The sequence below is a fragment of the Streptomyces sp. NBC_00878 genome (assembly GCF_026341515.1).
Classification (GTDB): Bacteria; Actinomycetota; Actinomycetes; order Streptomycetales; family Streptomycetaceae; genus Streptomyces.
Map to the genome: position 1 here is coordinate 258,187 of NZ_JAPEOK010000001.1, position 15,227 is coordinate 273,413.

Consider the following 15,227-nt stretch of genomic DNA (forward strand, 5'->3'; position numbering starts at 1 on the left):
CCCGACCCCCTCGCCGACCATGCCGGTGGCCGAGCGCCCCCAGCAAAGGGCCATCGAAGCCGCGATACGGCACCCCATCAATGGGGCAGGGGTGCCCACAGGTGACTTCCGGCCGGTTCGCGCCGTACGTCCGTCCATGCGCCCGATCCGTCGACCGTGTCGTCGGCGTCCGGGTGCGGGTGCGGGTAGGGGTACGGGTACGGGACGACTATCCGAGGATGAGCGGAAGTTTCGCGGCCAGTTCGGCCAGTTCGGCCAGCTCGCCCAGTTCGGCCTGCTCCGCGTCCGTCGGGGCACGCCGTCCGGTGCCGACCAGCAGCGCGTCCTTGTCGGAGATCGACACGGGGAACGCGGACCCGGCGATCTTCTCCAGCATCTCGCGGGACCTGGCGAGCCCCTCTGCCGGCACTTCCGCCGCGTCCGGCAGGTGCGCCACCAGATCGAGATGGTGCAGCGTCCACTCCAGGACGTACGCGGAGAGGTAGTCGCCCGCGGTGAGGACCTCGTCGCGGGTGCCGACCCGCAGGCCCGGGTCTGCAAGTTCGGCGGCGCGGCCGGCGGCGGCACCGACGTCGTCCAGGTGGAACTTGAGCAGCCACGGCTCCTCGTACGCGGCGGCCAGCCGGACGGTCAGCGCGTCGAGCGGATCGTCGCCGGTCGGCGGTGTTTCGGCGACATCCCAGTAGGTCACCGCGTCGCGCGTCGGTTCCGCTTCGATGGGGGTCACGAGGGTGATCAGGACGTCCTGGGCATCGATGACGAGATGGCACACCAGGTCCCGAACCAGCCAGCCGGTACAGCCGGACGGCCGGGCGAAGTCCTCGTCCCGGAGTTCGGCAACCGCCGTGCGCAAGGCCGTCCACGAGTGTGAGAAGAGATCCACCTCGGCAAGGTAGTGCGATACCGCGATGACGGCCAAACGCATTTCGCGCCGGGAGGCGGCTCTTCTCGGAGTCCCGGAATCGAGACCACGCTGTCCGGGCCGGCGTCGAGGTCGATATCGGTAGGGTTTTTCCCGATGACGACGATCCCCTCCCCCACACAACTGGTGGTGCTGCGCGGCAACAGCGCGAGCGGCAAGAGCTCGGTGGCCGCCGGCTTGCGTGAACGGTATGGGCGGGGCATCGCCGTGGTCAGCCAGGACACCCTCCGCCGAGACGTGCTGCGCGAGCGTGACATCCCGGGCGGCGCGAACATCGGCCTGATCGACCTGACCGTCCGGCACGCCCTGGACCACGGCTTCCACACGGTGCTGGAAGGCATCCTGTACGCCGCGCACTACGGCGAGATGCTGGCTCGGCTCCTGGCCGACCACCCGAACCGCACCCACTGCTTCTATCTGGACGTCCCCTTCGAGGAGACCCTCGCCCGGCACACCACCAAACCGATCGCCCACGTGGTCGGCGAGAGTCAACTGCGCGACTGGTACCGGCCCCTGGACCTCCTGCCGGACCACGTCGAAACCGTGGTTCCCGCAGGCAGCTCCCTCACCGAAACCGTGGATCTGATCATGCACCGGTCCGGCCTCGCCGCACCCGAGAGTGCCCCAACTCACAAGGCACCCGGACCCCGTCACGGAACAAGCGGAGACAACTGACCGTTCATGCATATGTGGCTGCGGAGGGGACAGTGTCCCCGGGCCTCACCCTCCGCCCATGGGGACGATCGTTCGGCTGAAGCCCCATGGAGCATCCCGCCGAGAGGCGACCGCCCTCCGCATGCCACCACCCACGGCCCCGGCTGGTCTCCCCCGTCCAGCCGGGGCCTTCTCCTGTGCGCGGTACGCCCGCCCCTGGCGCGGTGACGCGGCGCACCCCTCCGGTCTGATCCCGCGCCCCTTCCTCCTTCCTCCTCCCTCCTCTCACCGCCGCTGGCGGCGGAGCGGCTGCCGTGACAGGGTCGGCGTGCTCGTGAACAGGTCGTTGGTGAGGGGAAGTTCGTGGACAAGCAGGTCTGGGACACGCTGGTCGAGTCGATGAAGAACGCGTACACCGGGGGCCTGGGCGAAGGGGCGGTGCCTCGCCCGGTCATCATGCCGCTGGTGCGCGGTGAACTCGTCGGCCTGATCCGGGTACGCCCCACCAGCGTCGGCCGGGACGCGCAGACCGGCATCGCCCAGCTCTCCAACATCGCCGCGGCGGCGGGCGCCGACGAGGTCGTGCTCGTCTGGGAGACCCAGGACGTCGCCACCGCGTGCCAACTGCCGGTCACCGGTCCGGCGCCCTGCCTGAACATGGTGCACGCCACGAAGGACGGTCACGTACTCCACCAACTCCCCTACTCCGTAGAGCCTTTGTCCGACTCCCCCGAGGGCCAGGTGTCGGCCGCGCCCCGCTGGCTACCCGCGCCTGAGCCGCGGCCGGGCGGCGAGCTGGTGCCGCCGATCCGGGCCGCCGTCGATTTCTCCTTCACTCCGCTGGAGATCGACCACCCGTCCCCCTTCGGCGTCACCGTCCTCCTGATGGAAGAGGACGGCTACAGCATCCGCCTCACGGACACGTTCACCCCCTGAGAGAGGACCGACCAGAAGGGGCTTTGTATGATCATGCGGAATCGTGCATACTCTTCCTATGTCTAAGGTCCTCACCTCCCTGCCCACCGGCGAGCGCGTCGGCATCGCCTTCTCGGGCGGACTCGACACCTCCGTCGCGGTCGCCTGGATGCGCGACAAGGGTGCCGTCCCCTGCACCTACACCGCCGACATCGGCCAGTACGACGAGCCCGACATCGCCTCGGTGCCCGGCCGCGCCCAGGCCTACGGCGCCGAGATCGCGCGCCTGGTCGACTGCCGTGCGGCACTGGTCGAGGAGGGCCTGGCCGCGCTCACCTGCGGGGCGTTCCACATCCGCTCGGGCGGCCGCGCCTACTTCAACACCACGCCGCTCGGCCGCGCCGTCACGGGCACCCTTCTGGTCCGGGCGATGCTGGAGGACGACGTACAGATCTGGGGCGACGGCTCGACCTTCAAGGGCAACGACATCGAGCGGTTCTACCGCTACGGCCTGCTCGCCAACCCGCATCTGCGGATCTACAAGCCCTGGCTGGACGCGGACTTCGTGACCGAGCTCGGCGGCCGCAAGGAAATGTCGGAGTGGCTGCTCGCCCACGACCTGCCCTATCGGGACAGCACGGAGAAGGCGTACTCCACCGACGCCAACATCTGGGGTGCCACCCACGAGGCCAAGACGCTGGAGCACCTGGACACGGGCGTGGAGACCGTCGAGCCGATCATGGGCGTACGGTTCTGGGACGCCGCCGTGGAGATCCTCACCGAGGACGTGACGATCGGCTTCGACCAGGGCCGCCCGGTGACGATCAACGGCAAGGAGTTCGACTCCCCCGTCGACCTGGTGATGGAGGCCAACGCCATCGGCGGCCGCCACGGCATGGGCATGTCGGACCAGATCGAGAACCGGATCATCGAGGCCAAGAGCCGCGGCATCTACGAGGCGCCCGGCATGGCTCTCCTGCACGCGGCGTACGAGCGTCTCGTGAACGCGATCCACAACGAGGACACCCTCGCCCAGTACTACAACGAGGGTCGGCGCCTCGGCCGGCTGATGTATGAGGGCCGCTGGCTGGACCCGCAGGCGCTGATGGTGCGCGAGTCCCTGCAGCGCTGGGTCGGCGCGGCCGTCACCGGCGAGGTCACCCTGCGGCTGCGGCGCGGTGAGGACTACTCGATCCTCGACACCACGGGCCCGGCGTTCAGCTACCACCCGGACAAGCTGTCGATGGAGCGTACGGAGGACTCGGCGTTCGGCCCGGTGGACCGGATCGGCCAGCTCACCATGCGCAACCTCGACATCGCCGACTCGCGCGCCAAGCTGGAGCAGTACGCCGGGCTCGGCCTGATCGGCACCGACAGCCCCGCCATCGGCGCCGACCAGGCCGCCGCGACCGGGCTCATCGGCACCATGACGGAGCTGCCGGAGGGCGGCGCCGAGGCCATCGCCTCCCGCGGCGAGGTCTCCGAGGAGGACGAGATGCTGGACCGCGCCGCGATGGAGTCCGGCACGGACTGACCTCCACTCGCCACGGGTGCCAGGCGTATCGGCGGGGTGCGAACGGCTCGGCGCGGACCAGCAGATCAGCGTTCGCGTCAGTCGGTCACCCGCACCACCGCCGTCGCCCCCGCCCGCACCGTCGGCGTCGCGTACGTGTACGTCACGCCGCCGACGGTCTTGGTGCGCACGCGCTGTGGGACACCGTTGACCGTGATCTTCTTGTGGACCCCGGGGAAGCGTGCCTCCCAGCTGTAGGCGCCCTTGCGCGCATTGTTCGTCAGCGTGGACTTCGTCGCGCCGTCGTGCCGCACGGTGATCGTGCCCGTGCCGATGGGTACGTCCGCCGCCTGGAGCCACTTCATGCCGGACGGCAGCCGCGACTGTGTGGTCACCGTGCGGTTCGCCGCGTCCGGTGCGATGCCCATCAGCCCCTCGACGGTCTGGCTGACGAGGGTGAACGACACCTCGGGGTAGTCGCCGTTGGGGCCCTGGCTGGAGTTGATGTGCTGGATTTCCCGCTGGCCGTAGATCTTCTTCATCCACGTCCAGGCGGTGTCGTTGCGGTTGCTCTTGAAGAACATGTCGGGCAGGTACGTCGTCGACTCGATGTTGGGTGACCCCTCCGGCCCCAACTCCTGCTCCTGGATGTAGTCGAGATAGGCGTCGTTGCGCGGGCCGGGATCGAGGATCTGCTTCATCGGCACGAACACGCTGTTCTCCTTGCCCCAGCCGGTGACCGGGGTGTTGGACGTGGTGTACGCGCGGACCATGTCGGCCCCGCTTCCGCTGCCGCTCCATTCGTCGTTGAAGTACGCCTTCAGCTCGGCGGCACGCCGGTCGTACGTCCTGGCCAGCGCGGTGTCGCCCTTGCCGCGGGCGAGCGTGGCCAGCGCGAGATACGCCTGGTACTGCGAGGCGATGCCGTCCCCTGCCTCGGCCAGGCCGTCGCCGTCCTGCTCGTTGTAGCTGGCGGCGCCGGCGAAGATGCCGTTGCCCGTGCCCTCGGCGACCTTGACCTCGCCGTTGGGCTTGGCGGAGTTGTGCAGGTCGATGAACTCCTCGGTGGCATGCCGGTAGAAGTCCCACAGCACCGGGTCGTCCACGTATCTCCGGTCGCCGGTCCACAGGTATGCCTGGGCCGCCTTCTCGACGAGTTCGAAGACGGCCGGTACCTCACGCACGTAGTTGTCCGGGCTCTTGTAGTCGATGCTCAGGTAGGTCTTGGCATCGAAGTTCAGGGCCCACACCGGAAAGTACTTGTGCTCGGCGGTCGCCGACGCCGCGTACGAGCGGAGCATCGTCCTGTTCTCGGTGTCGAGGCCGAGGAGGTGGGCGCCGGCGAGCTGGTGGGTCATGTCGCGGGAGTAGTAGGCGCTGCGGTTGGCGTATCCGGCCCAGTAGGCGGACGTGTACTGCGCGGTGCCGGTGCCGCCGGTCTGGTACTCGTCGACGTTGATCGGGCCCGTCGTGCCGGGCAGCTGCGCCCAGCTGTTGGCCTTCTTCTTGGCCCAGCCGAACATCTCGGCGGCCTCGGGGGCGGACGAGGTGACCTTGGGGTCGGCGGACGCGGCCGGGGAGATCATCAGGTCGTCCGCGTTGACCCAGGCGGTGCCGGAGCCGAAGGCGATCTCCAGTCGGTCGCCGGTCCTCAGCGCGACACGGCTGATGGTGTACCGGGCGTACGAGCGGCGCTCCGGCAGGGTGATCGTCTCGACGGTCTCGCCGTTGCGCCGGACCGTGTACGTGCCGCCGGTACCGGCGCTCCCGATCCACGCGGAGAAGTCGTAACTGCCGTTCCGGGGCGCGACGATGGTCAGCTGGGCGCTCTTGCCGGCTCCGGCGTCGAGGTAGAGGAAGCGGTTGCCGCCGTGGACGTTGCCGGTGCCGACCCCGGTGCCCGGGCCGAAGGTCCAGCCCGTGCCGCCGTTCTCGAACCCCGGGTCGGGCAGTGCGAGTTGGGGTCGGGCGGCGGTGGCGGTGCCCGACGCGGGAGCCCCGCCGCCTCCTGGTGCCGCCGCGGCCGACAGTGCGGGGGCCATCGGCGTGAGCAGAGCAACAGCGGTGAGCAGCATGAGCCTTGAGGGCTTCATCGGGTCTCCCGGGTCTTCAGTCACGGCGAGCGGGCTGTCGGGCGAGCGGTGGCGGAAAGCTAACAGGGGCCGAAGAGGCGATTCAATGGTCATGCGCAAGAAACATGGAAGACACGCAGACCTGCTGCTAAATTGAGCGGAATATCAAGCTGAAAGTTTTCGGCGATATCTTGCAAGTTTGATCGGCCGGCCTCGCGGGCGTCCTGCGGGCCGGTGGCACCAGGGGTGACGGAGGGAACCGTATGAAGGTCGGCATCACCGAGGTCGCGGTCCGGGCACGGGTGAGCGAGGCCACCGTCAGCCGCGTCATCAACCGGCGCCAGGGCGTGTCGCGCAAGACCCGCGAGGCGGTCGAGCAGGCGATGGCCGACCTGGGGTACGAGCGGCAGACGCGGGGTCAACTCATCGCGGTCATCACCGAGTTGGTGTCCAACCCGTTCTTCGCCGACGTCTGCGAACGCATCGAGTCCACCCTCGCTCCGCACGGCCTGAAGACGGTCCTGTGCCCGTGCTTCCCCGGCGGAGTACAGGAGTTGGACTTCGTGACCTCCCTGGCCGACCGGGGCGTCGCCGCCGTCGTCTTCCTCTCGGCCAGCAACACGCTCGAGGGCGCGGACCCGCAGGCGTACGAACTCCTGCGCTCCCGCAGGATCCCGTTCGTCGGGGTCAACGGCCAGTTCGAGGGCGTGAGCGAGGCGCCGGTCTTCTCCACCGACGACCTGCTCGCCGCCGAACTCGCCGTCGACCATCTCCACCGGCTCGGTCACCGCCGTATCGGCATGGCGTCGGGCCCGGTCGGCAACCGCCCGGCCGACCGCCGCGTCAGCGGCTTCGTCGCCTCGCTCGCCAAACGCGGCGTCGAGGACCCGGAGCAGTGGGTGGTCCGGCAGTCCTACACCGTCGAGGGCGGCCAGTCCGCCGCGATCTCGCTCCTCGGCCGCGGCGCCACGGCCGTCGTCGCCGCCAGCGACTACATGGCACTGGGCGCGATCCGCGGCGCACGCCGTCAGGGGTACGACGTCCCGGGTGACGTGTCGGTCGTCGGCTACGACGGCGCCACGATCATGGACTTCGTCGACCCTCCGCTGACCACGGTCCGTCAGCCGGCCGACCGCCTGGCCTCGGAGGTGGCCCGCAGCATCCTCGCCCTGGTCGGCAACCGCGACGTCCCCGTCGGTGAACTCCTCTTCGATCCCGAGCTGGTGATCCGCGCGAGCACGGCGGCGCCGAGGACGAAGTGAGGCGTCGGCCTCGATGCCGGCCTTCGGTGTCCGCTGCGACTGCTTGTCCAAACCATTGACCTAGACATCGGATCTATGGACACTCGGCTCGGGGATCCGACCGGGAAACTGGTGGCAAATCCGCCTATTCATTGGGTGTTTCGTGACTCATGGACACACCGGAGGGGCTATGCCAAAGTCTCGGTTCGTGTTTCTCGGGTTGGCACTCGCATTGCTCGGAGGTGCCGCCAGTCCTGTCACCGCGGCGCCAGGAGCGAGGCCGGTGGTGGTCGACGTGGACGACTACGGAGCCGACCCCACGGGCCGGACGGACTCCACGCCCGCCGTCACCGCGGCGCTGCGGCACGCGAAGAAGGTCCACCGGCCGGTCAGGATCGCCTTCTCGAAGGGCACCTACCAGCTCTACCCCGAGCGGGCCGAGACGCGTGAGCTGTACGTGTCCAACACCGTCGGCGCCGACCAGCGTTACCGGGACAAGAAGATCGGGCTGCTCGTCGAGGACATGCACGACGTCACCATCGACGGCGGCGGAGCCAAGTTCGTCTACCACGGCCTTCAGACGGCGTTCGCGTCGATCCGCTCGACCGACGTGACCTTCACGAACTTCTCCTTCGACTACGCGGCCCCCCAGGTCATCGACGCGACCGTCGCCACCACCGGTGTCACCGACGGGCACGCCCACCGCGTCCTGAAGATCCCCGCCGGCAGCCCGTACCGGGTGAACGGCACGCACATCACCTGGCTCGGCGAGACCAGTCCGGCCACCGGACAGCCGTACTGGTCAGGTGTCGACGGGCTCCAGTACACCCAGATCCACGACCCCAGGGCGGGGCGGACCTGGCGCGCGGACAACCCGCTGTTCAACGACGTCGCCGCGGTCACCGATCTCGGCGGACGCCGGATCCGGATCGACTACACCACCGCGGCACGGCCTGCGGACGCCGGGCTCGTCTACCAGATGCGCCTCATCGAGCGAACGGAACCGGGGGCGTTCATCTGGCAGTCCAAGAACGTCACGATGCGCTCGATGAACGCCCACTACCTCCAGACCTTCGGCGTGGTGGGGCAGTTCAGCGAAAACATCTCCATCGACAGGGTGAACTTCGCACCCGATCCGAGGTCCGGCCGGTCGACTTCCTCCTTCGCGGACTTCCTGCAGATGTCCGGCGTCAAGGGGAAGGTCTCGATCACCCGGAGCCTCTTCGACGGGCCGCACGACGACCCGATCAACATCCACGGCACCTACCTGGAGGTCGTCGGGAAACCCGGGCCGTCCACTCTCACCCTCGCCTACCAACACCCGCAGACCGCTGGATTCCCGCAGTTCGCCCCGGGCGACCGGGTCGAGTTCACCACCAAGCGCACGATGACACCGCCGGCGAACACGCACGCGAAGGTCACCGCGGTCGACGGGCCCAGCGGGATGGACCATTCGAAGCCCCTGACCACGATGGCCGTCACCTTCGACCGGCCGATTCCCGCCGGGGTCGAGATCGGCGGCACGGTCGTCGAGAACATCACGGCCACCCCGTCGGTCGTCATCTCCGGCAACGTGTTCCGCAACGTGCCGACCCGCGGCATTCTGGTCACCACCCGCAAACCCGTCCTGATCAGCGGTAACCGGTTCGACGGAATGTCCATGGCCAGCATCTACGTCTCCGCCGACGCCTACCAGTGGTACGAGTCCGGGCCGGTCGCCGACCTCACGATCCGTGGGAACTCGTTCACGCGGCCCAGCGGTCCGGTCATCTTCGTGGAGCCGACCAATCAGGTCATCGACCCGGCTGCCCCGGTGCACCGCGACATCTCGGTCGAGCACAACTCCTTCGACATCGGTGACGTCACCGTAGTCAATGCGAAGAGCGTCGGCGGATTCGCCTTTACGGGCAACACCGTCCGGCGGCTGGACGGATCGCATCACCCGCCGTACACCTCCCCTCTGTTCGTCTTCCACGGCAGTTCAGGCATCCGGGTAGCACACAACCGCTACCACAAGGGCCTGAACACCTCCGTGGTCACGGACTGAACTGATGGCATGGATGATGCAGGTACCATCCGGCCACGGCACCACACAATGCAGGAGGAGGGGTAGCTGCCATGTCCGAAGTCGAGTCAGCGACCACGGAACTCAAGTCGCAGTACGCCGCTCAGGTGGCTGCGGACCTTGAGCGCAACACCAAGGAACAGGAACGCATCGGCGCCGAAGTAGCCGCGCTTCAGGAGCAGTTGCATGCCCTGCAGCACGACCAGGCCCTGCTGGTGAACCTGCGGCGGACGCTGGACACCGAGAGTCCCGCACAAGCCGGCCCGGGCGAGGAGGAAGGTGTCACTGCCGCGCCTTCGCTGCCGCGGCAGGCCTCGGCCGAGACCAAGTCGGGCAGGCGCAGGAAAGCCACTGCCGCGAAGCCCAAGAAGGCGGCAGCCGAAAACCGCGACGCGAAGGCTTCCCCGGCCGCCGCGAAGCAGCCCACCCTCGTCGAGCTCATTCACAGCCACCTGGGCCAGCAGTCCGAGCCACGCTCCTCCGCGGAAATCACCGCCTCGCTCACCCAGGACCACCCGGACCGCGACATCAAGCCCAAGGTCGTGCGCACCACGGTGGAAGGGCTCGTCGCCAAGGGCCGCGTCAACCGCACCAAGCAGGGCTCAGCCGTGTTCTACACGGCGACCGGGACTCCGCCTGAGGCCGCCACCGCCGCGGAGCAGCAGGACCCGGCCACCGTCTGAGAAAACAAGCAAGAGACAAGCAAGTGACAGGCAAGAGACGGGAAAAGAGCAGGGAGCCCGCACGGCGGCGGCCGGAAGCGGCCGCCGCACGGCAAACCCCAGTCACCGCGAACACCACACCGTGGCGCACAACAGGCCGGCCCACGATGCCCGGTTGACAGTACACAGCGGGACTTACACACTCATCGGCATGACCAGGCACCGGTTCGACACGACGGGGCCGCTGCGTGTCCCGGATCGGACCGGGTGCGAGCGCTCAGGCCGCTAGCGGGCTGCCGCCGAGCCGTGTGCTCGCTGCGCGCCCCAGCCCAGGCCGTGCCGGTCTTCCTTCCTCATGGTGCGGACGACTCCCGGTGCACGTGCACCGCGTCGCTGAACTCCCGCGTGCACAGCACTCCGTTCCCGGCAGACGAGAGCGAAGCACGTATCCGGAAGTACGTATCCGGAAGTACGTATCAAGTACGTATGAGGAGAGGGATTCCATGACTGTCATGAACGCCGGGCCACAGCCCACCCTGCGCGAGGCCCGCGTACCCGAGGGCGGGATGTACGAGGGCGCGCGTGTCCTGCGCCGCCTGCCCGAGGGGTGGGAGGAGCGCCCGTACGAGCGGTTCGAGCTCGTGCCGCTGGGGCGTACGATCGGGGCGGAGATACGGAACCTCAGTCTCGCGCGGCCGTTGGGCGACGCGGTGCGCGACGAGGTGAACCGGGCGCTGCTGGAGTGGAAGGTGCTGTTCTTCCGCGGGCAGCGGCTGACATCCGCGCAGCAGCGTGAATTCGCCGGACAGTGGGGGGAGTTGGAAACCAACCCGCTGCTCGCCCAGGGTTCCAGCGAGGAGGTCGTCCGCTTCGACCGTGTCAGCGGATCCACGCCCACCTTCGAGAACGTCTGGCACGCCGACGTGACCTTCCGGGAGCGGCCCGCGCTCGGTGCCGTGCTGCAACTGCACGAGGTCCCGCCGTTCGGCGGAGACACCATGTGGGCGGACATGGCCGCCGCGTACGACAATCTGCCGCAGGAGGTCAAGGACCGCGTCGACGGGGCCACCGCCGTGCACGACTTCATCCCCGGCTTCGCCCGCTTCTACCCGCCCGAGCGGCTCGTACCGCTCCAGGACGTCTTTCCGCCCGTGGAGCATCCGGTGGTGCGCACCCACCCCGAGACGGGGCGGCGACTGCTCTTCGTCAACACCTCGTTCACCACCCGGATCACCGGCATGGACCGCGAGGAGAGCGACCGGCTGCTGCGCTACCTCACGCAGCAGGCCCATGTGCCGGAGTACCAGGTGCGGTTCCGGTGGCAGCCGGGCGACGTCGCGTTCTGGGACAACCGTGCCACCCAGCACTACGCGGTGAACGACTACGCGCCGCACCACCGGGTGGCGGAGCGGGTCGCCATCGCCGGCGACCGGCCCTTCTGACCCGCACGCGGGTGATCCGGCCGTCCTGACCCGCACGCGAGGGTCGGGACGGCCTCCCGCTGTCTACTTCATTGCGGTGCGATGGCGTCGAGCCAGTCCTTGACCGCCATGACATCCGCCCACTGCGGGAACAGCCTCTCGGTGAGGAACCGGTGCACCTCGGGGTCGGTGTCGAGGCAGCCGTCCGACAGGACGGTGAGGCCGAAGTCCAGGTCGTTGGCCTGGCACAGGGTGTACAGCACCACAGCACTGGTGGCGATGCCAGTGAGCACAAGGCTGTCGATGCCGCGAGCCCTGAGCACCACGTCGAGGTCGCTGCCCGAGAACGCGCTCCCCCGCCGCTTGGTGACCACGATGTCGCCCTCCTGAGGCGCGACATCGTGGTGGATCTCCGTGCCCGGGTCTCCCTCGGTGAAGAGGCCCGCGTCCACGGCGGCGTTGAGCGCCCTGTTGCGCGGGCCGACTTCCGGATGGCCCGGCCGCAACTCGATGACCACGTAGATCACGGGGATGCCCGCCGCGTGGGCGCCGTCGATCGCCTGGCGCAGGCGCGGCAGATATCCGGAGCCGTCGTCGGCGATGTCGACGATTACCCGTTGGACGTCCATCACGAGGAGAGCGGTGTTCGCCATGCTTGCGGCCCCTTCTGTTCTTCAGTGGAATCAAGAGAGTGACGTCTGGGCAGTCGACCGAGTCATGACCGTCTCATGGTGGGGGGCCGAGGTCCGTCTACTTGCCTTCCTGTTCCCCCGGCACGTCCCAGCGGGCGAGGTCTCTCAGCCAGACTCCCGCCGTGCTGTCGGAAGGGGCGCGCCAGTCGCCGCGAGGTGACAGGGAACCACCGGCCAGGACCTTCGGCCCGTTCGGCATGGCCGAGCGCTTGAACTGCGCGAACCCGAAGAACCGGCGGCAGAAGATCTCCAGCCAGTGCCGGATCTCCGGCAGGTCGTACGCCCCGCGCTTGGCCTCGGGGAATCCCGGCGGCCATACGCCGGCGTCCCGGTCATGCCAGGCGTGCCAGGCCAGAAACCCGATCTTCGACGGCCGGAAGCCGTGCCGCAGTACGTGGAAGAGGGTGAAGTCGTGCAGCGCGTACGGGCCGATCTTGGACTCGGTGGACTGCAGTTCCTCTCCCGGCACGAGCTCCGGGCTGATCTCCGTGTCGAGGATCGCGGCCAGCGTCTCGTTGGTCTCCTCCTGGAACTGGCCGCTGCTGATGACCCATCGGATCAGGTGCTGGATGAGTGTCTTCGGCACACCGGAGTTGACGTTGTAGTGGCTCATCTGGTCGCCGACGCCGTAGGTGCACCAGCCGAGCGCGAGTTCGGACAGGTCGCCGGTGCCGAGCACGATGCCGCCGCGCTGGTTGGCCAACCGGAACAGGTAGTCGGTTCGCAGCCCCGCCTGTACGTTCTCGAAGGTCACGTCGTACACCGGCTCACCGGACGAGAACGGGTGCCCGATCTCCTGGAGCATGAGTCGGGCCGTCGGCGTGATGTCCAGTTCGGCCGCGGTGACGCCGAGCGAACGCATGAGCTTGTGCGCGTTGCTCTTCGTACCCTCGCTCGTCGCGAACCCGGGCAGCGTGAAGGCCAGGATGTCGCTGCGCGGACGGCCCGCGCGGTCCATGGCCCGGGCGGCGACGATCAGCGCGTGTGTGGAGTCGAGGCCGCCCGACACGCCGATGACGACCTTCGGGCCGCCGATCGCCGCCAGTCGCTGCTGCAGAGCCGTGACCTGGATGTTGTATGCCTCGTAGCAGTCCTGGGCGAGGCGGGTGGGGTCGGCGGGCACGAACGGGAAGCGCTCGACCCGGCGACGCAGTCCGAGGTCGGTCGCGGGCGGGTCGAGCCGGAACGACACGGACCGGAAGCCGCTGGTACGCGCGGCGTGGGCGCGGCGGTTGTCGTCGAACGTGCCCATCCGGTGGCGGGCCTGGCGCAACAGATCGAGGTCGATGTCGGCCACCGCGTACTGGTCGTCGAGCGGGAACCGGTCGGTCTCTGCCAGCAGTTCACCGTTCTCGTAGATCATGGTCTGGCCGTCCCAGGACAGGTCGGTGGACGACTCTCCCAGTCCGGCCGCCGCGTAGACGTAGGCGGCGAGACAGCGCGCGGACGCCGCGCGGCACAGCAGCCGCCGGTCGTCGGCCCGCCCGACCGTGATGGGGCTGCCCGAGAGGTTGAGGAGGACGGTCGCTCCGGCGAGTGCCGCTTCCGCGCTCGGGGGCACTGGCACCCACATGTCCTCGCAGATCTCGGCGTGCAGCACCAGGCCGGGGACGTCCTCCGCCGCGAAGAGCAGGTCCGCGCCGAACGGCACGGTTTCGCCGCCGATCCGGATCGTCCCGCCGCGCTCGTCGTCGCCCGCGGCGATCTGCCGCCGCTCGTAGAACTCGCGGTAGTTCGGCAGGTAGGATTTGGGCGCCACACCGAGGATCCGCCCGCGGTGCACCATTACCGCGCAGTTGTAGATGCGGTGGCGATGGCGCAGCGGGGCGCCGACGACGAGCACGGTCAGCAGGTCCGCCGACCCGGCCACCACGGTCTGGAGCGCCGCCTCGACCTCGTCGAGCAGCGCGTCCTGCAGCAGGAGGTCCTCGATCGAGTAGCCGGACAGGCACAATTCGGGGAACACGGCAACGGCGACCCCCTCCTGCGCGCATCGGCGGCCTTGCCTCAGGACCGCCTCGGCGTTCGCGGGCGGGTCGGCGATGGCCGCGTGGCCGGTGCACGCGGCGATCCGCGCGAAGCCATGCTGATAGATCGACCAGAGATTCACGATTTTGAAGCGCCTTTCCCAGCAAGCAGTTTCACGATGGGTGCCTCCCGGCTCCCGACAGCCATCCACCAACGACCATCAACCATCAGATCAGCCCAGCAACATCAGTCGGCGCGGACGGGCCGTTCGAAGAACGTCTCCAGGACGACCGTCGCCTGCGTCCCGCTCACGCCCTCGATCGCGTAGAGCCGCCGCAGGACGTCCTGCAACTGCTCCGTGGTGGCCGTCCGCACCTTGACGAGGACGGGGGCCGTGCCCGCGATGACATGGGCTTCCTGAATCTCGGGGATGGCGGCGAAGGATTCGGTCGCCGCCCCCATCCAGGCCGACGAGTCGACCATGACGAAGGCGAGTAAGCCCCGCCCGAGGGCGGCCGGGTCGACCTCCACGGTCGTGCGGCGGATGACGCCGCGTTCACGGAGCTTACGTACGCGATCATGAGCCGCGCCGGCCGACAGGCCGACCGCCTTGCCGAGCGCCGCGTAGGCCTGCGCGGCGTCGCGCTGAAGCTCCACGATCAGCGCCCTGTCGACGTCGTCCACGATCCCGTTGGCCATCCCCATGGCGCCACCATATCCAGTTCGGCCATTTCGGGCTCACGGCGAATGGCATTCACCGCTTGGAGAGAGGGGTCGGCCAGGTCCGGCGAGTTGCTCCGGGCTGCGGTTGACGCGCGGCGCACGTCGGCGGCGATGTACGCGGTCGCACCCTCGTGGCTGCCGACGAGCAGGGCGTCGGCGTGGGCCGGCACGATCCAGCACGATGGAGTCGCTGTCGACCTGGACGATCCGGTTCTCGGGAGCGACGCCCTGCGCGACCTCGTTCCGGTCGTCGTCAACGCTCTTGCCCGGATACCCGACACGGGCGAGTACTGGTCCGCCGGCACGACGTCCTCCTCCCCCTACCCACCGGCCCAAGCGCACATGGAGCATTTCGCCCCCTGAGGCACACCCGCTCACC

13 protein-coding genes are annotated in these 15,227 nt (G+C 68.7%); 8 read left to right on the top strand and 5 right to left on the bottom strand.

Annotated elements, in window-relative coordinates; all coding sequences use genetic code 11:
• Nucleotides 1-208: 208 nt before the first annotated feature.
• A complete protein-coding gene (locus OHA11_RS00845; RefSeq protein WP_266490954.1) occupies nt 209-883 on the bottom strand; it encodes a maleylpyruvate isomerase N-terminal domain-containing protein in 675 nt (224 codons plus the stop codon).
• 135 nt (nt 884-1,018) lie between these two features.
• Here OHA11_RS00845 and OHA11_RS00850 point away from each other — a divergent pair, with 135 nt between their 5' ends.
• The 3 genes from OHA11_RS00850 to argG all read left to right on the top strand — a co-directional run bounded on the left by OHA11_RS00850 (nt 1,019) and on the right by argG (nt 4,025).
• Complete coding sequence (locus tag OHA11_RS00850; protein WP_266490955.1) at nt 1,019-1,597, top strand: AAA family ATPase; 579 nt, start codon at nt 1,019-1,021, stop codon at nt 1,595-1,597.
• Between the two features lie 342 nt (nt 1,598-1,939).
• On the top strand, nt 1,940-2,512 hold the full coding sequence (locus tag OHA11_RS00855) for a hypothetical protein (protein WP_266490957.1): 573 nt from the start codon (nt 1,940-1,942) through the stop codon (nt 2,510-2,512).
• A gap of 58 nt (nt 2,513-2,570) precedes the next feature.
• Entirely contained in the window at nt 2,571-4,025 is a 1,455-nt protein-coding gene (argG, locus tag OHA11_RS00860) for an argininosuccinate synthase (protein WP_266490959.1), read from the top strand.
• Between the two features lie 77 nt (nt 4,026-4,102).
• Here argG and OHA11_RS00865 read toward each other — a convergent pair whose 3' ends face one another.
• On the bottom strand, nt 4,103-6,097 hold the full coding sequence (locus OHA11_RS00865; RefSeq protein WP_266490961.1) for a hypothetical protein: 1,995 nt from the start codon (nt 6,095-6,097) through the stop codon (nt 4,103-4,105).
• Nucleotides 6,098-6,339: 242 nt separating this feature from the next.
• On the opposite strand from OHA11_RS00865, the gene OHA11_RS00870 reads away from it, so the two are divergent.
• From OHA11_RS00870 to OHA11_RS00885, 4 genes are all read left to right on the top strand, one after another.
• Nucleotides 6,340-7,338, top strand: coding sequence for a LacI family DNA-binding transcriptional regulator (locus OHA11_RS00870; RefSeq protein ID WP_266490962.1), 999 nt, complete (start codon nt 6,340-6,342; stop codon nt 7,336-7,338).
• Between the two features lie 262 nt (nt 7,339-7,600).
• The gene (locus tag OHA11_RS00875) at nt 7,601-9,364 is read left to right on the top strand and encodes a glycosyl hydrolase family 28-related protein (RefSeq protein ID WP_266490963.1); all 1,764 of its coding nucleotides are present in this window, start codon (nt 7,601-7,603) and stop codon (nt 9,362-9,364) included.
• A gap of 71 nt (nt 9,365-9,435) precedes the next feature.
• Nucleotides 9,436-10,065: a BlaI/MecI/CopY family transcriptional regulator gene (locus tag OHA11_RS00880; protein WP_266490964.1), complete on the top strand. Its 630-nt coding sequence runs from the start codon at nt 9,436-9,438 to the stop codon at nt 10,063-10,065.
• 482 nt (nt 10,066-10,547) lie between these two features.
• Entirely contained in the window at nt 10,548-11,486 is a 939-nt protein-coding gene (locus OHA11_RS00885) for a TauD/TfdA family dioxygenase (RefSeq protein WP_266490965.1), read from the top strand.
• Between the two features lie 68 nt (nt 11,487-11,554).
• Here the strand turns inward: OHA11_RS00885 and OHA11_RS00890 are convergent, their stop codons facing one another.
• From OHA11_RS00890 to OHA11_RS00900, 3 genes are all read right to left on the bottom strand, one after another.
• Nucleotides 11,555-12,118 carry a cysteine hydrolase family protein gene (locus OHA11_RS00890; protein ID WP_266490967.1) on the bottom strand — a complete coding sequence of 188 codons (564 nt, stop codon included), beginning with the start codon at nt 12,116-12,118 and terminating at the stop codon, nt 11,555-11,557.
• 97 nt (nt 12,119-12,215) lie between these two features.
• Nucleotides 12,216-14,267, bottom strand: coding sequence for an NAD(+) synthase (locus OHA11_RS00895; RefSeq protein WP_266490969.1), 2,052 nt, complete (start codon nt 14,265-14,267; stop codon nt 12,216-12,218).
• Nucleotides 14,268-14,371: 104 nt separating this feature from the next.
• Entirely contained in the window at nt 14,372-14,809 is a 438-nt protein-coding gene (locus OHA11_RS00900; protein ID WP_266506844.1) for an Lrp/AsnC family transcriptional regulator, read from the bottom strand.
• 150 nt (nt 14,810-14,959) lie between these two features.
• Between OHA11_RS00900 and OHA11_RS00905 the strand changes: the two genes are divergently transcribed.
• Nucleotides 14,960-15,211, top strand: a complete 252-nt coding sequence (locus tag OHA11_RS00905) for a hypothetical protein (protein ID WP_266490971.1) — start codon at nt 14,960-14,962, stop codon at nt 15,209-15,211.
• Nucleotides 15,212-15,227: the final 16 nt, after the last annotated feature.